This window comes from Methylorubrum populi (assembly GCF_002355515.1).
Taxonomy (GTDB): domain Bacteria; phylum Pseudomonadota; class Alphaproteobacteria; order Rhizobiales; family Beijerinckiaceae; genus Methylobacterium; species Methylobacterium populi_A.
The window spans coordinates 5,507,083-5,523,590 of sequence record NZ_AP014809.1 but is presented as its reverse complement, the minus strand read 5'-3'; the positions used below and the strand labels follow the sequence as shown (position 1 = coordinate 5,523,590).

Sequence of the window (16,508 nt, the reverse complement as noted above, 5' to 3'; positions counted from 1 at the left end):
ATTCCGACGAAGTGGTCACCGGTTCGTCGAAAGAAGGCGCGCCAAAACAATGAGCGAGAGACGCCGGCCTGATGCAATCAGGTCGGATACGGCTCTAGTCGAGGCGTTGTCCGAGTAGACTGGACTTGAGCCAGAGCAGCGCCCCCGCGGCATCGGGAACGGCGGCAACCTCCGGCAGGGCAGGGCGGGCGACGATCACGACGGGTAGACCGAGCCGCCGCGCGGCCTCGATCTTCGGATAGGTCGCCCCACCGCCGGAATTCTTGGTCACCAAAACCTCGATATCCGCCTCGCGCATGAGGCGGATCTCGTCCTCCAGCGTGAAGGGGCCGCGGGCACTGACCGCGACGAGGTTGGGCACCGGCAGCGCGTCACCGACCGGCTCGATGGTGCGCACGATGTAGGCGTGCTGCGGCGCGCGCGCGAAGGCGGACACTTCCTGCCGGCCGATGGTGAGGAACACCCGTCTCGGCGCGGGCCCGAGCGCCGCGACGCAGGCCGGGACGTCTTGAACCTCGCTCCAATCGTCACCGGGCTGCCGCTCCCAGGCCGGCCGGCGTACCGCGAGCAGCGGCACGCCGCCGGCCCGGCAGGCCGCGGCCGCATTGGCCGAGATCCGAGCGGCGAAAGGATGGGTCGCGTCGATCACCGCCCGGATGCCATTTTCGGCGATCCATCGGGCCAGCCCGTCGGCACCACCGAAACCGCCGACACGCATCGGCACCGGCTCGGGCCGCGGCGCGGCGGTGCGGCCGGCGAGCGAGAGCGTCACCGCGAAATCCGTCTCGCCGGCGAGCCGAGTGACGAGCGTGCTGGCCTCGGTCGTGCCGCCGAGCACGAGGACGCGGACCGCAGACCGATCGTGATTCGGCTTGGGATGGCGCGCGGGAGAACCCTGGTCGGCGGCCCCGGACATTCGTACAACCTGTCTCGCCCGCGAAAGCCCGGAAGGCCGGGCAAGGTTTTCGATGTGAGACCCTTCTGCCGCGATTGCCTGACGATGCAAGCCGAGGGCGCCCTGCGCTGCCGCGGCTGCGGCTCGCCGCGCCTGCTCGCCCACCCGGCCCGCGACGCCCTCAGCATCGCCCATGTCGATTGCGACGCCTTCTACGCGGCGATCGAGAAGCGTGACGACCCTTCCCTGGGGGACAGGCCGCTCATCATCGGCGGGGGCCGCCGCGGCGTCGTCTCCACCGCCTGCTACCTCGCGCGAATCTCCGGCGTGCGCTCGGCCATGCCGATGTTCGAGGCGCTCAAGCGCTGCCCCGATGCCACCGTGCTGCGCCCCGACATGGAGAAGTACGCCCGCGTCGGGCGCGAGGTGCGGGCGATGATGCTGGCGCTGACGCCGCTGGTCGAACCCGTCTCCATCGACGAGGCCTTCCTCGACCTCGCCGGCACCGAGCGGCTGCACGGCACGAGCCCGGCGCTGACGCTGGCCCGCTTCGCCGCGCGGGTCGAAGCGGAGATCGGCATCACCGTGTCGGTCGGGCTGTCCGCCAACAAGTTCCTGGCCAAGATCGCCTCCGACCTCGACAAGCCCCGCGGCTTCTCGATCATCGCCGGCGAGGAGGCCGCCGCCTTCCTCGCCGACAAGCCCGTCGGCATCCTGCCCGGCATCGGCGAGAGCGCCCGCAATCGCCTCGCCTCGCTCAACATCTATCGCGTCGGCGACGTGTTGCGGGCCGACCCGGCCCGGCTCCAGACCGCGCTCGGCCGCGAGGCGTCACGCCTGATCGACCTCGCGGCCGGCCGGGATCGGCGGCCAGTGCGTCCGAGCCGCGAGGCCAAGAGTGTCTCGGCTGAGACGACCTTCGCGACCGATCTCGCCCGGTTCGAGGATCTGCGGCCGATCCTGTGGCGATTGTGCGAGAAGGTCTCGGCGCGGCTGAAGCGGTCGGAGCTCGCCGCCGGCAGCGTCACGCTGAAGCTCAAGGATGCCCGGTTCCGGCTGCGCACCCGCACCCGCGGCGGCCTCAAGCCGACGCAGCTCGCGGACCGGCTGTTCCACGCGGGCGAGCCGATGCTACGGGCGGCCTGCGACGGCACCGCCTTCCGGCTGATCGGCATCGGCGGCAGCGATCTGTGCGGCGCGATCCACGCCGACCGCGGCGACCTCGCCGACCAGGGCATCGAGCGTGTCGCCCGCCGGGAGGCGGCGCTCGACCGGCTGCGCGAAAAATTCGGCAGCACCGCGATCCAGCGCGGTCTCGCCTTCACCGGAGAACCGGAACGGCGGCGGTCGTCGTAGGCAGGCGCCGCAGCCTCCGCCTCAGGTCTGCCCTGTCTCGACATGCGTCCGTCGCCGCTCGGGACTGAGGGAGCAAGAACGTCCGTCGATGACGGCTCGATCCAGTCGATCGAGTGGTCGGCCGCGTCCGCCGGCGCGCCTACCGCGCGGCCGGGTGCTACTTCCGGCAGGCCGCCTCGGCCTTCGCATCGGCCTTGGCGAGGTCGAGCCTCGTCAGGTTGCCGTCGATGGCGAAGTCCCCGTAATCGAGGTGCAGCCGTCCGCTCACCCCGTCCTCGTAGAGGTCGAAGGTGAGGGTGTAGATCGGCGTGCGCTCGCCCTCGCCGGGGGTGAAGTAGCTCAGTGTGACCGGCCAGCGCCGCATGCCGGCGTGGTCGCTCTCGCGCAGCGGCTTATCGCGCTCCGTGTCGGCGGCGGGTGACGCATTGGGGCGACCAATGATCGCCAGCGTGTCGTAGACCTTGCGCCCGTCGTCGGAGCCGTCGAACACCTTGGCCGCGACGGTGGTCTCGCCCGCCTTGGCCGCCTCGATCAGGCGCATCATGTGGTGGATCGGGAACAGCACCGTTCCCTCTGTCTGGAACTGGTCGCGCTTGGGCTCCTTCAGCTTCACCTTGAGGGCGTCGGCCGCCTCGGCCGTTCCGTCCACCGCCGGCGACGGTGCGTTGTTGAGGATGGTCGTGGTGCGGAAGCGGAAATTCCTGCCGTCGCCGTTCTCGAAGGTCGTGCTGCGCAGATCGGAGGTTCGGTCACCGGACTCGCCGGATTCGATCATCGTCACTTGGCGCGTCTGCATGGTGTAGCCGCGGCAGGCATCGCCCGAGAAATCGATGACGATGCGCCCGCGGACGCCCTCGACCGCCCGCGTGCCCGTCGAGCGCGCCAGCGACAGATCGTAGACCGCCCGATGATTGGTCAGCCGGATCGCGGACATATCCGGGACCGGAGCGGTCGGCCCCGCGGCGAGCGCGGAGCCGGGCAGGGCGGCGAGAAGGAACAGGGCCGGCGCGAGGCGCAGTCGCATGCGATCTCCCAAATCCGCTCAAGAGTGCTTGTCCACAGGCGTCGGGCCCGCAGATGACGATCGACACATAGTGATCACCCCGGCCCCGACAATCTTTTTCGGCGGCTGCCCAGGGAGGCACCGGCGCGCTCTCACGGCCTCTGCGGCCGCTCGAAAGGCCCGCCGCCGCAGCGCTCGGACGATCGAAGCATCCGGAAAAGAGCAATTTTACGCAATGCGTTGACGGATTTCTGCCGGCTGGATCGCGACGGCGCCGAAGCGGGTCCGGACCATCGATGCGAAAGTCGGATTGGCGGTGGAAACCGGCCTTTGAAACACGGTGACCCTTGCTCCGCGGCCGAGCTGTCTTGTAGTCTCCACAGCGTCGCCAACCGGAGTTTTGGCGTCTGTTAACCGACATGTGCAGGGCCGGATTGCGGGTCCTGGCGAGGTTTGCTGTCGCTCCGCGCGGCTATGGTGCCGCGCGGTCGGTCGGTTTTGCGTACAAAAGGACGTTTCGACGTGGAGGGGGCAATGACGGAAGCGGTCCCGAGCTGGACGGATGAACGCGTCGAGCTGCTTCGTCGCTTGTGGGATGATGGCTTGAGCGCCAGCCAGATCGCCCTCCAGATCGGCGGCGTCTCCCGTAACGCCGTCATCGGCAAGGTCCACCGTTTGGGTCTTGCCGGCCGCGTCAAACCGATCGGCCCGGCCTCGGCCCAGGGGCGGCGCAAGGATGATCTGGCCGCCGAAGTCGAGATCGCGTCGGTGGTGGTCGAGGAGCCGACGCTTCCCGAGCCGCCCGCAATCGTGGCGCACCGTCCCGCACCGGACTTTCCGCTGCCGCCCGCGCCCGCACCGGAGCCGGTGGCGCTCGCCGTCTCAGAGCGGGTCACCATCATGGACCTGCGCGACTCCATGTGCCGCTGGCCGATGGGCGATCCGACCTCACCGGAATTCCGCTTCTGCGGCGCCCGGGCAATCACGGGTCTGCCCTACTGCACCCAGCATGCGCAAGTCGCCTATCAGCCGGCGGCGGAGCGCAAGCGCGACCGCCGCGTCGCCGGCTTCCGCTGAGATCGCGTAGGTCGGCGCGGCTTCTGCGAGGACCGCGCCACTGTTTATCGGCCCGCGCGGGGAGACGGATCGACGGCCTTGAGGCCGTCGTCGCGCCGTGCTGGCCCGCCTGCAGGCGTTGCCGTCTTCAGGCGCGACGCGCCGCGATGGCGTCGGATGCCCTCATCGGTCATCGCCGGCCACATTATCCGGGTGAGCCGCCCGCGCGGGGCGAAATAAGGGTGCCCGTTCCGAGCGAGCGGACGCAGATCACTCCGCTCCCGCAAACATCTCGTCGAATGAATAGCCCGAGCCGCGCACGGTGCGGATCGGGTCGCTCTGGCGTGGGCGGTTGATCGCCTTGCGCAGGCGACCGACATGGACGTCGACCGTGCGCTCGTCGATGTAGACGTCGTGGCCCCAGACGCCGTCGAGCAATTGCTCCCGGGAGAAAACCCGGCCAGGGCTCTGCATCAGATATTCGAGCAGCTTGAATTCGGTCGGCCCGAGATGGATCTCGCGGCCCTGGCGGCGGATGCGATGGCTGACGCGGTCGAGCTCGATATCTCCGGCCACCAGCATGTCGGCGACGTGGGCGGGCTTAGCGCGGCGCAGCAGGGCGCGCACGCGCGCGAGCAGTTCCGGCACGGAGAATGGCTTGACGACATAGTCGTCGGCCCCCGTCGACAGGCCACGGACGCGGTCGGCTTCCTCGCCCCGTGCGGTCAGCATGATGACCGGCAGCCGCTCGGTCTCGCGCCGCGCCCGGATGCGCCGGCACAGCTCGATCCCCGAGAGCCCCGGCACCATCCAGTCGAGCAGGACGAGATCGGGCGTCATCTCGTGCAGGCGCAGATCCGCCTCGTCGCCGCGGACCGCGACATCGACCGCGAAGCCTTCCGCCTCGAGGTTGTAGCGCAGCAGCGTCGTCAGCGATTCCTCGTCCTCGACGATCAGGATGCGCGCACTCGTCATCGTCCGTCTTTCCATACTCGCGCCCGGCCGAGTCCCTCAAGTGACCCGCCGGAAGCGTCTGTCGGACGCCTCTCGCGTCCCGAGCGCCTTTCGGCGTCAGGCGCCGGGCGTCACCGTCGCATAGTTCGAAGCGTCGTTCTTGGGCCGCTCGCCGGCCGGCGTCTCACCGGTCACGAGGTACTCGATCGTCTCGGCGACGTTGGTGGTGTGGTCGCCGATGCGCTCCACATTCTTGGCGCAGAACAGGAGGTGCGTGCAGAACGAGATGTTGCGCGGATCCTCCATCATGTAAGTCAGGAGTTCGCGGAACAGCGAATTGTAAAGCGCGTCGATGGCGCTGTCGCGCTCCCACACCTCGCGAGCGGCGGTCACGTCGCGGCTGGCATAGGCGTCGAGCACGTCCTTGAGCTGTTCCTGCACGAGGTCGCTCATGTGCTGGACGCCGAGCACGATCTTCTGCGGCTGCGCCTGATCGCTGATCGCGACGACGCGCTTGGCGATGTTCTTCGCGAGATCGCCGATCCGCTCCAAGTCACCCGAGACGCGGATACCGGAGATGGTCTCGCGCAGGTCGATGGCGAGCGGCTGGCGCCGGGCGATGAGGAGCACGGAGCGCTCCTCGATCTCGCGCTGAAGCGTGTCGAGGCGCTTGTCGGCGACGATCACGGCCTGGGCCAGGGTCGTATCTCGGCGCACCAGCGCCTCCGTGGCGTCCGTCATCATCTTCTCGGCCACGCCACCCATCTCGGCGATCGAGCGGCGCAGGTTCTCGAGGTCGGTGTCGTAGGAGGAGACGATGTGCTCGGCCATGTCGCGAATTTCCCGATCAGGCAGTCGGACGAGAGCGCTCTCCCGTCGAGGTGGACACCGGTACGGCGCCAGAGAGAGCGTCGAAACGAGGACGCGGGGTGGGTCGCGACGGCTATGCAGTCGCGACCGGGCTTAACCGAAGCGGCCGGTGATGTAGTCCTGGGTCTGCCGCTTGGCCGGGTTCATGAAGATCTTCGTGGTCGCGTCGAACTCGATCAGCTCGCCGAGATACATGAACGCCGTAAACTGCGAGATGCGCGCGGCCTGCTGCATGTTGTGGGTCACGATAACGATCGTGAACTCGGTACGCAGCTGCTCGATCAGTTCCTCGATGCGGCCGGTGGAGATCGGATCGAGGGCCGAGGTCGGCTCGTCGAACAGGATCACCTCCGGGCGCTGCGCCACGGTGCGGGCGATGCAGAGACGCTGCTGCTGGCCGCCGGAGAGGCCGGTGCCCGGCTGCTTCATCTTGTCCTTGACCTCGTCCCAGAGCGCCGCCTTGCGCAGCGACTCCTCGACGCGCCCGTCCAGCTCGGACTTGGGCAGCTTCTCGTAGAGGCGCAGACCGAAGGCGACGTTGTCGTAGATCGACATCGGGAAGGGCGTCGGCTTCTGGAACACCATGCCGACCCGCGAGCGCAGCTCGTTGAGGTCGACCTTGGAGTCGAGGACATTCTGCCCGTCGAGTAGGATCTCGCCCTCGGCGCGCTGCTCCGGATAGAGGCTGTAGATGCGGTTGAAGGTGCGCAGCAGCGTCGACTTCCCGCAGCCGGACGGCCCGATCAGCGCCGTGACCTGCCGGTCGCGGAAATCGAGGTTGATGTCCTTCAGGCCGTGGAAGCTGCCGTAGTAGAAGTTGAGGTCCTTGACGGCGATGCGCACAGGCGCCTTGACGTCGGCCGGGCTGCGGCCCTCGAACTGGCTTCGGATCGCGGGGGAGGCGCTCATCGGATCTCTCGTCGGTAGGAGGTCTGTCCCAGCAGGCTCAGCGCGGCCGCTGGTCCTTGATCACGAAGCGGGCCACCACCGACAGGGCGAGGATGGTGACGGTGATGAGAAGCGCGCCCGACCAGGCGAGGCTCTGCCAGTTCGGATAGGGCGAGAGGGCGAACTGGTAGATCATCACCGGCAGGTTCGGCACGCCTCCGAGCAGGTTCGCGTTGAACCAGCTGTTGTTGTTGAGGGCCGTGAACAGGAGCGGCGCGGTCTCGCCGGCGATGCGGGCCAGAGCCAGGATGATGCCGGTGACGATGCCCGCACTCGCCGCGCGCCAGGTCACCGCGCGGATGACCAGGGAGCGGGGGGCGCCGAGCGCCGCTCCGGCCTCGCGCATCGGCCCGGGGACGAGGCGCAGCATGTCCTCGGTGGTGCGCACGATGACGGGGGTGGCGATGATGGCGAGCGCCACCGCGCCGGCCCAGCCGGAATAGGTGCCCATCGGCCGGACCATCAGCGTGTAGACGAAGAGGCCGATCAGGATCGACGGCGCCGAGAGCAGCACGTCGTTGAGGAAGCGGATGATGTCGGCGAGCTTCGAGGTCCGGCCGTACTCGGCCAGGAAGGTGCCGGCCATCAGCCCGATCGGGGTGGCGATGAGGATGCCGAGGAACGTCATCACGAGGCTGCCGAGGATGGCGTTGGCGATGCCGCCGCCCTCGGATCCCGGGCCCGGCGTCGGCGCCGTGAACAGGGAGGGCGAGAAGCCCTTCACGCCCTCGACGATCAGCATGAGCAGGATCGAGCCGAGAACGACGATACCGAGCAGAGTGGCGATCGTGCTGGCAAGGATCAGCACGCGGTCGGCGATCCGCCGGCCGGGGCGCACGCGGCTGGCCGTCGGCGCGCGTCCGGCCGTCGCGATCGGGTTGCTGGCGTCCATGTTCGGCGTCCCTTGGGCTCGGGCAATCTCGTACGGTGTCGCTCGGGCCGCTCGGCTCAGGCGACCTTGGCGCGCCGCACCAGCAGGCGGGCGATGATCAGCACGAAGAAGGTGATGATGAAGAGCAGGCAGCCGAGCGCCATCAGCGAAGAGAGCTGGAGCCCATCCGCCTCATTGAACTCGTTGGCGATGCGCGAGGCGATGGTCGAGCCCGGATCGAAGATCGAGGCGGAAAGGCGGTTGGCATTGCCGATCACGAAGGTGACCGCCATGGTCTCGCCCAGCGCCCGGCCGAGGCCGAGCATGATCGCGCCGATGATCGACACCGAGGCCTGCGGCACGAGCACGTGGCGCACGACCTCCCAGGTGGTGCAACCGATGCCGTAGGCGCTCTCGCGCAGGACGGTCGGGATCTGGTCGAGCATGTCGCGGGTGATCGAGGCCACGAAGGGCACGATCATGATGGCGAGGATGATGCCGGCGGTGAGCACGCCGACGCCGGAGGGGATGCGGGCATAGAGGATCGTGCCGAGGATCGGCATGCCCTCGACGAGGTTCGAGACCGGCACCTGCACGAAGCGGGCGAAGAGCGGGGCGAAGACGAACAGGCCCCACATGCCGTAGATGATGCTGGGCACCGAGGCGAGCAGCTCGATGGTCATGGCGACCGGCTTGCGCGCCCAGCCCGGGCAGAGTTGTGTGAGGTAGACCGCGATGCCGAGCGAGATCGGCACGCCGATGATCAGCGCCAGCATCGCCGCCGCGACCGTACCGATGACGGCGGGCAGGGCGCCGAACTGCTCGGTGCCGATGTTCCAGGCGCTGGAGGTGAGGAAGCCGAAGCCGAATTCCGAGAAGGCCGGCCACGCTCCGTAGATGATCGAACCGAGGATTCCGGCCAGCACGAAGAGCACGAGCAGGGCAGAGGCATAGGCGGCCCCCTGGAAGAGACGGTCGGCGCCCTTGCTCGGAGCGATACGGGCCACCGCGGTCTGGCGGTCGACGGCGAGGGTCTGGGTCAAGGCGGTCATCCGCGGAGGCTCTTCGGCTGGGGAGCGTGTAGCGCGCCGTCGCGCGCGAGGCGAGCGGATCACTTCAAGAAGAGCCCCCTCCCGAGCGGGAGAGGGCTCTTCTCGACACTCAGTTTCCGGCGAAGACGGGCTTGCCGTCCTTCTTCACGGTCTTCCACTCTTCGTGGATCAGGCCGACGACGTTGTCGGGCAGCGGCACGTAATCGAGCTCGGACGCGAGCTTGTCGCCGTTCTTGTAGGCCCAATCAAAGAACTTGAGCACGTCGGCGGCCTTGGCCGCGTCCGCAGGCTCCTTGTAGACCAGGATGAAGGTGGCGGCCGTGATCGGCCACGCGTCGTCACCGGCCTGGTTGGTCAGGGCGATGCCGAAACCGGGGGTCGACTTCCAGTCGGCGCTGGCGGCGGCGGCCTGGAAGGCCTTGTCGTCGGGCTGCGGGAACTTGCCGGCCTTGTTCTCGATCAGGGCGTAGGCAAGCTTGTTCTGCTTGGCATAGGCCGACTCGACGTAGCCGATGGAATTCGGAACCTGCTTGACGGTGGCGGTGACGCCCTCGTTGCCCTTTCCGCCCTGACCCACCGGCCAGCTCACGGTCGTGGCGGCGCCGAACTCCTTCTTCCAAGGCTCGGAGACCGAGGAGAGATAGGTGGTGAAGATGTTGGTCGTGCCGGAGGCGTCCGAACGGTAGACCGGGGTGATGTTCGCCTCGGGCAGCTTGAGACCGTCGTTGAGCTTGGCGATCTTCGGATCGGACCACTTCAGGATCTTGCCGGCGTAGATCTCGGCAATGATCTCGCCCGTCAACTTGAGCTTGCCCGGCTCGAGGCCGGCGATGTTGACGACTGGAACCACGCCGCCCATCACGGTGGGGAACTGGATGAGGCCGTCCTTCTCGAGCTGGGCCGGCTTGAGGGGCGCGTCGGTGGCGCCGAAGTCAACGGTCTTGGCCTGGATCTGCTTGATGCCGCCGCCCGAGCCGATCGACTGATAGTTGAGACCGGTGCCGGTCTCCTTGCGGTAGGCTTCGGCCCACTTCGAATAGACGGGGAAGGGGAAGGTGGCACCGGCGCCGGTGATGTCGGCGGCTACAGCCGAGGTCGCGAGCTGAGCGGCGGCGAGGCCGACCGCCAAGGCGTAAGCGAAGGGTTTCACAAGCATCTCCGTAGGGTGTCGGGCGCATCGTCGGGGCCGATCCTGAGGTTTGGGACCGACCTCGCTGCGACACTGCTGCCATCTAGTGCGCCGACGCGCCGCCTCTATGACGGCCACATGACGCTGACATGACAGCCTCGGCCGAGACGGAATTTCACTGAGGACGGGACCGCTTGCGGCTCTTGAGCGTTAGGCCAGCAGATCCTTGTCGGCGTTAACACGGGCTCGGCCCGGATTCTGCCTCAGGGACTCGACCCCCGCGTGATCCGGAACGGCAGCGGGTACATCAGAGAGTTCGAGGAGACCGTCGGCGTGACGGAGCCGCACACATCGCGCGAGGAGGACCCGCTACCGGATCCCGCCGATCCTCAGGAGGCGGCGTATCGGGCGCTCCACGCGGAGCGGGCTGCCCTCGAAGAGGAATTGACGCTACAGCAGCAGCGTCAGCGGTTCGGCAGCACCGAGCAGGAAATCGCGTCCGCGCGTGCGACGGAATGTTCTCTGCTCAAGGATCTCGATCGGGTGCTGACCATGATTCGTGCCGCCGAGGTTCGGCGTCAGCAGCCAACGGCGCGGCGCTGGCAGTAGCGCCCGTATTTCGACATCGGTGCGCAGGCCGAACAGGGCAAGGCGGCTCACGGGCTGCGACGGCGGTCGCGCTCCTTCTGCCGCAGACGCAGCAGCATCTCGACCTGCTCGGCCGTGATTGGCTGAGCGTCGCAGCGCTCGACATAGGCTTCGCGCAAGCCCTGTCCGATACGGTCGCGGCTCTCCCCGTTCAGGGCCGGCATGGCGCCTTCAACGATCGATCCGCCGGGGTAGTCCGTCGCGAGATGTGCCATGGCTCGATCGGGCCAACTGTTCAGGATCCGTATCGCAACCGGCAAGCGGCAGCGATGGTGGCCAGAATTGCAGAAAGTTGGTTAACGGAGACTTACTGCGAATGGCCTAATTCGTCCCGCTGAGGGCGGCGGCCGCCTAGCAGGTGGGCGGAATCGCGGCGCCACGACAGGTTCTTCCGCCTCAGGGCCGCACCAAATCGCAAAAAGAGAGGCTGACCCGACTTCGTCGCAGGTTCTTCTGCCGAGGCCGACCACGAACCAATCTTGTGTGCTAACGCACATGCGCGAGAAATTTTCGTCTGGCCGGCATCGGCCATCTGACGAAAATTTTCTCGTTTCAGCAGAAGCTTAGTGCCCGAGGCGCGACTTTTGCACCTCTCGGTGCCTGGGATGAGTCGTCCCATCCCCTCCGTTTGCTTCATTGTCGTTGGGCTGCCCGCCCCCATGCGGAACGCAGGCGACAGGCGGGTTGGCTCGCTCCAGACGAGCCGACCCGCCACGCCGCTCCGGCCGGTCCGGGTCTCAGCGATCCGACTCGCGCCGCTCTCCCTCCGGCTTGTCGCCCTGGCCCTGCTTCACGCCGCCCTGCGGGTCGGTTTCATCCTCTCCCGAGGCCGTCCCGCTGCTATGACCCTGCGGCGTGAGTCGGGGTCGATCCGGCGCCTCGACGGCGTCCGGCTTTCTCGTCTCTGCCATGGGATACCTCCACGATGGCAAACTCGATCTTCGCGATGAAGTTCGGCGATCACGGACCGGCGCCGGTGTCGGGCAGGGGTCGGGGCCCTCGCGCACAGACCCGATTCGGTCGGATTCGTTCCGACTCCTGGCCGCCGACGGACCGGCGTTAGCCCTAGCGCGATCGTGCCCCGATCATCTCGTCCGTCCGCCAGACGGTCCGGCAGACCTTAAGCAGCTCGCGGGCCGGGGATGTCAGCATGAACACGTCGGGGATGCACGATGTGTCCAGAACAGTAATCTCGATATCCGACCCTGAGAGTCCGCTGACCCAGCATCCGACCGACGTGTGCTCATCGACGGCGATCAATCCAGCCTCGCCGGTCGGAACGTTTACGTCATGATCGATTGCGATTTGCCTGGACATCGACGTCCTCTTGTGCCGGCTCAAGCCTGGCAGTCATCGCGTAAGATGCCGTTGCGTGAAATCTTAAAATTGGAATGATCGCGCGCCGTCCGCCTTCGAATCACTTGAATTCAGGCGCTGGCCCGATCGATCTGGTACCGCGGCAGCCTGCCGCTCCCCGACCCAAGCGGCCAATTCACCGTAGGAACCAGATCAGGAGTCCGAAGGCGAGTGCGGCCGCTGCGATGGCACCGTAGTAGGCGGACATGACCCATCGGTTGGAGCCATGGCCCGTCCGCATCCGGCCGGCCGCCACGCGGCGAGGCCGAGTCTCCTCGTCCCGCGCCAGCGCGATGCGGGAAGGAGAGGAGGGTTTGCCGGCCGCCTCGTCGTCCGTGCCGAGCGGTGACAGTCCGGGATCGTGGGCGGGGATCTTGTCGCCGGTGCGCCCGGCATCGATCTCGGCCTTCAACTGCGCGCTGGTCGGCCGCGCCGAGGGAGCGGGCGCTTCCGGTACCCGGTCGGCGGGCGGCGGCGGTGTTTCGGATCGGAGGGCCATCGGTCGAACGTCTCCTTCGCATCGCGCGCTTTCCGTGGTCGCGGCGGGGATTGGTCCCTTCGCCGTGCGACCGTGCGGCCGTCACCGCAGGAACGTCACTGAGCCCCTGCACCGCCGCTTCCACCGCCGCCGCTGCCCTGCGGGACCGCCCGCTCTGGCTGATTGGCGTTGCCGCCGGCCGCGGAGTTTCTGTTGACGGTACTGGCGCCGGTCGCGCCGCGGGAGATCGTTCGGTCCCGACCGCGTCCGCCGGTCACGCTGCCGTCGTTTGAGACGATGCCGCGGCTCTTGTGGCGCGAGCGGGCATCGGCGGAACCCGACGTGAGCGGAACCAGCGCCGCGGCGGCAAACCCGACGGCGCTGGCAAAAGTCAGAAAGGTCTTCATGGCTCGTCCCAGGGATCTGTTACCGAGGAACCAACCGACGCGGCTTTGTATCCAATCGCGAGGTATCCGACGCGTGAGCGATGCTGCTGTCCGCAGAGAGTGACGCATCACTGCTACGCCGCCATATGGATACGGTCGTGCCGTCGCAGACTTTACGCTCCAGCGCCGCCCGCAATCGCGGCGAGCGCCGGATGACGTCGGCCGACCAGGCCGCGAGCAACGCCGCGAACGCGCCCGCGCCATGATCGAAAATCACCTGACACTTGATCGCCTTCGGCAATCGCCTCTGCCGGTGCCGGAGGAGGGCAGCAAGGAGCAACGCGGCACGGTTCTCGTCGTCGGCGGCTCCGCCGAAGTTCCGGGCGCCCCCCTCCTTGCCGGCACCGCCGCGCTGCGGAGCGGGGCGGGACGTCTCCGGATCGCAACGGTCGGCTCCGTCGCCGCGGCCCTGGCCGTCGCGGTGCCCGAAGCGCGCGTCATCGGCCTCGCCGAAACGGGCGAAGGCGCGATCGACCCGGCGGACGCACAAGCGCGCCTGCCGGCCGTCGCGGGGCGTTGCGACGCGCTGCTGGTCGGTCCGGGCCTGAGCGCCGACGCGGTCGCGGCGGCCCTTTCGCGCATGCTCTTGGCAGCCCACCCGAAGGCGGCGCTGGTGCTCGATGCGGGAGTGATCGCTGGTCTCGGCGCGCAGGCCGAGGGGGTTCGATCCTGCGGCGGCCGCGCGGTGATCACACCGCATACCGGCGAGATGGCCCGGCTTCTTGACATCGATCGCGGGGCGGTCGAGGCGGATCCTCTGGCGGCCGCCCTGCGAGCCGCCGGCCTTCTGGGATGCGTCGTGATCATGAAGGGAGCCAAGAGCTGGATCGTCGATCCCCGCGGCACGGCGTGGCTCTACGAGGGCGGTGGCGTCGGGCTCGCCACCTCCGGCTCCGGCGATGTTCTCGCGGGCGTCGTCGCGGGCCTCCTCGCGCGGGGTGCCGAGCCGGCGACCGCGGCGGCCTGGGGAGTTTACCTGCACGGTCAGGCGGGGCGGCGCCTGGCCGAGCGGGTGGGACCGGTCGGCTTCCTGGCGCGAGAGATCGCCGACGAGATCCCCGCAATCCTTCGCGAGGCTTAGAGCGGGCTTCGTGTCCTCGACACCCGGCCGGCTGCGAGGCCGGGAACACGGCCCGAAGCGCGAAGGTTTTGCCCTACCTCAGACAGGGAGGGCGATCATGACGCAATCGGAGCCAGCGAAACCCGGCGATGATGCACCGCCCGGAACCCCTGGCACGGGCGAGAATCTGTGCCCTCGATGTGCGGGCAGCGGCCGCGTCGAAGCCGAGAGCTGCCCGGACTGCAACGGCACCGGCAAGGTCATCTCCGGCATCGGCGGCGGCTGACGCCCCTCTCCGCCGAGGTCGGCACGCTGGTCGGCCATCAGATCGCACCTGCAGACGGTGTCCCGCCTCCGCGGTCGAGGCGGGCGCGCGAGCGACCGCGGCGTGATCTGCCTCCTGCGCGATTCGACCGGTCTCTTCTCGGCCGGTCTTTTCGGATCCGGACCACGTCCAGGCGCCGCGCGGGCTCGCTGGAACGGCATCCGCCTCGATCGATCGAGAAGCGCCTCGGTCACCGACCGGCACGGCCGCGAGACTGTCGGGATCAGCGGAGATCGCGCCTGCCTATGGGCATGCGGTCCGCGCCGAATCATCCCTCCGAAATCGGCTCACCCGCCGCCTTCTTCTGTGCTAGAACGAAGACAGAACGAACGGGCTCTCGGTCTTCGGCCGGGACGATCGTGACGGCGCACCCTGTCCGGGCCCCTGTCGCGCTCGTGGATGTCGCGCTCTTGGATGATGGCCGATTCGATTTTGGTGAGGGAGAACGCGGGTGACGATGCGGACGACCTATCTCGTGCAGACCTTCGTGCTGAAGCGCAAACGGCTCTGTCCGGGCGATCAGCAGGTATCGCCGACGGTGAGCGGTGCGCTGAAGCGCGCCGAAGCGATGGCGGCGCGGCTGCCGGGCACGGCTGCCATCCAGATCGTGGCCGACGACGAAACGGGCGAGCTCGAAAGCGCGACGATTCTCGGCCGGTTCGGCGATGTGCCGGATGATTTCGCCGACACGCTGCAGGCCGCCTGACGCAAGGATCGAGAAGAGAGCACTCACATGGCCTTCAAGCCGAAATCGGCCGCAGAGACGAAAGCGCGCGATCTGGGGTTGGCGCTGGCACGGATTGCTGAGAGCGAGGGCTTGCCCGCCCATGTCGGCGTGGATGCTCTGCGTCGCACGAGTCCGCGCCTGACGCCGCTGGCGATCGGACAGATGGTGCGCAAGCACCGCGACATCGTCGAAGAGACGCTGACCGAGCGCGGGCTCACGCTCGTCGACTATGCCGACGAGGGGCCGGGACGCGGCATGGAATTCACGGTCGCCGACGCCTGAGACCGCTCCGGCTCGGAGAAACCGGCCATGGAAGCCGTGCGCCGCGTGGGCGCCTACCTGCAGGTTCAGGACGGCGACGGCTGCCGCCATCTGCTGCGCGTCTCCAGCGTGCAGGCGGTCAGCGACACCGATCTGATGCGGAACGAAACCTTCATCACCGCGGCGGGCCGCACGATCCGCGTCCCGCAGCCCCTCGACGAGATCGTGCCGCTGATCTCGCCGGGCGAGCGTCTGCCCGTCGAGGAGGACGCGGAGCCCTGGCCGTTCTGACGCACGCGCCCGGGAAGTGCCCACTGCCGTGACGGAAAAGACCGCCTCAGGAACGATCGGCGTGGGCCGGTCTTGTCTCGGAACGTCGAGAGCCTGAGGAGAGCCGCGTGGACGATGATCGTGTCTGGTCGTTCGAAAAAAGCCTCTGGACCGGAGGGTCTGACCATTATCGCGAATTGGTTGATGACGAGTGCCTGATGGCACTCCCGCAGCCACCTTACGTCTTCAGCGGCGCGCAAGCGATCGAAGCGGTCTCCGACACGCCGCGCTGGTCGGATGTCGAGATCGATGACGGCCGGATCGCGCGTCCTCAGGAGGGCCTCATCGTCATCGCCTATACAGTGAAAGCCAAACGCGGCGACGAGACCTACGAGGCGCACTGCACCTCGACCTATCGCCGCCTCTCACACGAAGAATGGCGGGTCGTGCAGCATCAGCAGACGCCACGCATCCTCGCGCCGGCTGTGGACGAGGCGCGTTGACGGACATGTCACGTCCCGCGCGACAGTGGTCGTCGGACGGGTGAAGGGTCAGGCCGCCCTCCCGGAATAGTGGACCGGCACCCTACAGGATGCCGGCTCGCGACCAAGCACGGATTTTTGGTAGCGCCAATCGATATCGCCTGCGGGCGCGAACCGCGGCACCGGACAGCGACTGGGCGATCAAATGGCAAAATGAGCGTGCAACGTCCCGCCTCGCTCAATGGCGGCCGGCGGTCGGATGAGGCGCGGATCTCGCGCCGTTTTCATCATGGTAGGAGATTTGGCTCCCCGAGCAGATCA

The 16,508-nt window shown here is 67.9% G+C and carries 22 protein-coding genes; 10 read left to right on the top strand and 12 right to left on the bottom strand.

What is annotated here, in order from left to right; all coding sequences use genetic code 11:
- Positions 1-94: 94 nt before the first annotated feature.
- A complete protein-coding gene (locus MPPM_RS25730) occupies positions 95-916 on the bottom strand; it encodes a cobalt-precorrin-6A reductase (protein WP_096487505.1) in 822 nt (273 codons plus the stop codon).
- Between the two features lie 54 nt (positions 917-970).
- Between MPPM_RS25730 and MPPM_RS25725 the strand changes: the two genes are divergently transcribed.
- Complete coding sequence (locus MPPM_RS25725; RefSeq protein ID WP_096487504.1) at positions 971-2,251, top strand: DNA polymerase IV; 1,281 nt, start codon at positions 971-973, stop codon at positions 2,249-2,251.
- Positions 2,252-2,408: 157 nt separating this feature from the next.
- Here the strand turns inward: MPPM_RS25725 and MPPM_RS25720 are convergent, their stop codons facing one another.
- Positions 2,409-3,275: a cell envelope integrity EipB family protein gene (locus MPPM_RS25720; protein ID WP_096487503.1), complete on the bottom strand. Its 867-nt coding sequence runs from the start codon at positions 3,273-3,275 to the stop codon at positions 2,409-2,411.
- Between the two features lie 513 nt (positions 3,276-3,788).
- Here MPPM_RS25720 and MPPM_RS25715 point away from each other — a divergent pair.
- Complete coding sequence (locus MPPM_RS25715; protein ID WP_096487502.1) at positions 3,789-4,331, top strand: GcrA family cell cycle regulator; 543 nt, start codon at positions 3,789-3,791, stop codon at positions 4,329-4,331.
- A 249-nt stretch (positions 4,332-4,580) separates the two neighbouring features.
- Here the strand turns inward: MPPM_RS25715 and phoB are convergent, their stop codons facing one another.
- The 6 genes from phoB to pstS form a co-directional block, all read right to left on the bottom strand.
- Positions 4,581-5,285 (bottom strand): phosphate regulon transcriptional regulator PhoB, encoded by a 705-nt coding sequence (gene phoB / locus MPPM_RS25710; RefSeq protein ID WP_096487501.1) that lies wholly within the window; start codon positions 5,283-5,285, stop codon positions 4,581-4,583.
- A 96-nt stretch (positions 5,286-5,381) separates the two neighbouring features.
- Positions 5,382-6,095 (bottom strand): phosphate signaling complex protein PhoU, encoded by a 714-nt coding sequence (gene phoU / locus MPPM_RS25705; RefSeq protein WP_096487500.1) that lies wholly within the window; start codon positions 6,093-6,095, stop codon positions 5,382-5,384.
- Between the two features lie 132 nt (positions 6,096-6,227).
- Positions 6,228-7,043, bottom strand: coding sequence for a phosphate ABC transporter ATP-binding protein PstB (gene pstB, locus MPPM_RS25700; RefSeq protein WP_096487499.1), 816 nt, complete (start codon positions 7,041-7,043; stop codon positions 6,228-6,230).
- Between the two features lie 37 nt (positions 7,044-7,080).
- On the bottom strand, positions 7,081-7,974 hold the full coding sequence (pstA, locus tag MPPM_RS25695) for a phosphate ABC transporter permease PstA (protein WP_096487498.1): 894 nt from the start codon (positions 7,972-7,974) through the stop codon (positions 7,081-7,083).
- Between the two features lie 56 nt (positions 7,975-8,030).
- Positions 8,031-9,005 carry a phosphate ABC transporter permease subunit PstC gene (pstC, locus tag MPPM_RS25690; protein WP_017483370.1) on the bottom strand — a complete coding sequence of 325 codons (975 nt, stop codon included), beginning with the start codon at positions 9,003-9,005 and terminating at the stop codon, positions 8,031-8,033.
- A 109-nt stretch (positions 9,006-9,114) separates the two neighbouring features.
- On the bottom strand, positions 9,115-10,155 hold the full coding sequence (pstS, locus tag MPPM_RS25685) for a phosphate ABC transporter substrate-binding protein PstS (protein ID WP_096488036.1): 1,041 nt from the start codon (positions 10,153-10,155) through the stop codon (positions 9,115-9,117).
- Between the two features lie 312 nt (positions 10,156-10,467).
- On the opposite strand from pstS, the gene MPPM_RS25680 reads away from it, so the two are divergent.
- Complete coding sequence (locus MPPM_RS25680) at positions 10,468-10,743, top strand: hypothetical protein (RefSeq protein WP_096488035.1); 276 nt, start codon at positions 10,468-10,470, stop codon at positions 10,741-10,743.
- Between the two features lie 47 nt (positions 10,744-10,790).
- Here the strand turns inward: MPPM_RS25680 and MPPM_RS25675 are convergent, their stop codons facing one another.
- The 4 genes from MPPM_RS25675 to MPPM_RS25660 all read right to left on the bottom strand — a co-directional run bounded on the left by MPPM_RS25675 (position 10,791) and on the right by MPPM_RS25660 (position 13,023).
- Complete coding sequence (locus tag MPPM_RS25675) at positions 10,791-10,997, bottom strand: hypothetical protein (RefSeq protein WP_096487497.1); 207 nt, start codon at positions 10,995-10,997, stop codon at positions 10,791-10,793.
- 522 nt (positions 10,998-11,519) lie between these two features.
- Positions 11,520-11,693 (bottom strand): hypothetical protein, encoded by a 174-nt coding sequence (locus MPPM_RS28630; RefSeq protein ID WP_173807963.1) that lies wholly within the window; start codon positions 11,691-11,693, stop codon positions 11,520-11,522.
- 581 nt (positions 11,694-12,274) lie between these two features.
- Entirely contained in the window at positions 12,275-12,637 is a 363-nt protein-coding gene (locus tag MPPM_RS25665; protein WP_096487496.1) for a hypothetical protein, read from the bottom strand.
- A 95-nt stretch (positions 12,638-12,732) separates the two neighbouring features.
- Positions 12,733-13,023, bottom strand: a complete 291-nt coding sequence (locus MPPM_RS25660; protein WP_096487495.1) for a hypothetical protein — start codon at positions 13,021-13,023, stop codon at positions 12,733-12,735.
- 80 nt (positions 13,024-13,103) lie between these two features.
- Here MPPM_RS25660 and MPPM_RS28295 point away from each other — a divergent pair, with 80 nt between their 5' ends.
- The 7 genes from MPPM_RS28295 to MPPM_RS25635 all read left to right on the top strand — a co-directional run bounded on the left by MPPM_RS28295 (position 13,104) and on the right by MPPM_RS25635 (position 16,208).
- Positions 13,104-13,268 carry a hypothetical protein gene (locus tag MPPM_RS28295; protein ID WP_157914298.1) on the top strand — a complete coding sequence of 55 codons (165 nt, stop codon included), beginning with the start codon at positions 13,104-13,106 and terminating at the stop codon, positions 13,266-13,268.
- Positions 13,265-14,143, top strand: coding sequence for an NAD(P)H-hydrate dehydratase (locus MPPM_RS25655; protein WP_096487494.1), 879 nt, complete (start codon positions 13,265-13,267; stop codon positions 14,141-14,143). Before MPPM_RS28295 ends, MPPM_RS25655 begins: the two co-directional genes overlap by 4 nt.
- A 97-nt stretch (positions 14,144-14,240) precedes the next feature.
- Positions 14,241-14,408, top strand: a complete 168-nt coding sequence (locus MPPM_RS28625; protein WP_173807961.1) for a hypothetical protein — start codon at positions 14,241-14,243, stop codon at positions 14,406-14,408.
- 490 nt (positions 14,409-14,898) lie between these two features.
- A complete protein-coding gene (locus tag MPPM_RS25650; protein ID WP_026105362.1) occupies positions 14,899-15,153 on the top strand; it encodes a hypothetical protein in 255 nt (84 codons plus the stop codon).
- A gap of 27 nt (positions 15,154-15,180) precedes the next feature.
- A complete protein-coding gene (locus MPPM_RS25645) occupies positions 15,181-15,456 on the top strand; it encodes an adenylosuccinate synthase (protein ID WP_096487493.1) in 276 nt (91 codons plus the stop codon).
- 27 nt (positions 15,457-15,483) lie between these two features.
- A complete protein-coding gene (locus tag MPPM_RS25640; protein WP_096487492.1) occupies positions 15,484-15,726 on the top strand; it encodes a hypothetical protein in 243 nt (80 codons plus the stop codon).
- A 107-nt stretch (positions 15,727-15,833) separates the two neighbouring features.
- Positions 15,834-16,208 (top strand): DUF4440 domain-containing protein, encoded by a 375-nt coding sequence (locus MPPM_RS25635; RefSeq protein WP_096487491.1) that lies wholly within the window; start codon positions 15,834-15,836, stop codon positions 16,206-16,208.
- The last annotated feature ends 300 nt before the right edge of the window (positions 16,209-16,508 follow it).

Bases quoted from the DNA above. Each gene is read 5' to 3' on its own strand.
- MPPM_RS25730 (WP_096487505.1), bottom strand. From the start codon at position 916: ATGTCCGGGGCCGCCGACCAGGGTTCTCCCGCGCGCCATCCCAAGCCG.
- MPPM_RS25720 (WP_096487503.1), bottom strand. From the start codon at position 3,275: ATGCGACTGCGCCTCGCGCCGGCCCTGTTCCTTCTCGCCGCCCTGCCC.
- MPPM_RS25715 (WP_096487502.1), top strand. From the start codon at position 3,789: ATGACGGAAGCGGTCCCGAGCTGGACGGATGAACGCGTCGAGCTGCTT.
- phoB (WP_096487501.1), bottom strand. From the start codon at position 5,285: ATGACGAGTGCGCGCATCCTGATCGTCGAGGACGAGGAATCGCTGACG.
- phoU (WP_096487500.1), bottom strand. From the start codon at position 6,095: ATGGCCGAGCACATCGTCTCCTCCTACGACACCGACCTCGAGAACCTG.
- pstB (WP_096487499.1), bottom strand. From the start codon at position 7,043: ATGAGCGCCTCCCCCGCGATCCGAAGCCAGTTCGAGGGCCGCAGCCCG.
- pstA (WP_096487498.1), bottom strand. From the start codon at position 7,974: ATGGACGCCAGCAACCCGATCGCGACGGCCGGACGCGCGCCGACGGCC.
- pstC (WP_017483370.1), bottom strand. From the start codon at position 9,005: ATGACCGCCTTGACCCAGACCCTCGCCGTCGACCGCCAGACCGCGGTG.
- MPPM_RS25675 (WP_096487497.1), bottom strand. From the start codon at position 10,997: ATGGCACATCTCGCGACGGACTACCCCGGCGGATCGATCGTTGAAGGC.
- MPPM_RS28630 (WP_173807963.1), bottom strand. From the start codon at position 11,693: ATGGCAGAGACGAGAAAGCCGGACGCCGTCGAGGCGCCGGATCGACCC.
- MPPM_RS25665 (WP_096487496.1), bottom strand. From the start codon at position 12,637: ATGGCCCTCCGATCCGAAACACCGCCGCCGCCCGCCGACCGGGTACCG.
- MPPM_RS25660 (WP_096487495.1), bottom strand. From the start codon at position 13,023: ATGAAGACCTTTCTGACTTTTGCCAGCGCCGTCGGGTTTGCCGCCGCG.
- MPPM_RS28295 (WP_157914298.1), top strand. From the start codon at position 13,104: ATGCTGCTGTCCGCAGAGAGTGACGCATCACTGCTACGCCGCCATATG.
- MPPM_RS25655 (WP_096487494.1), top strand. From the start codon at position 13,265: ATGATCGAAAATCACCTGACACTTGATCGCCTTCGGCAATCGCCTCTG.
- MPPM_RS28625 (WP_173807961.1), top strand. From the start codon at position 14,241: ATGACGCAATCGGAGCCAGCGAAACCCGGCGATGATGCACCGCCCGGA.
- MPPM_RS25645 (WP_096487493.1), top strand. From the start codon at position 15,181: ATGGCCTTCAAGCCGAAATCGGCCGCAGAGACGAAAGCGCGCGATCTG.
- MPPM_RS25640 (WP_096487492.1), top strand. From the start codon at position 15,484: ATGGAAGCCGTGCGCCGCGTGGGCGCCTACCTGCAGGTTCAGGACGGC.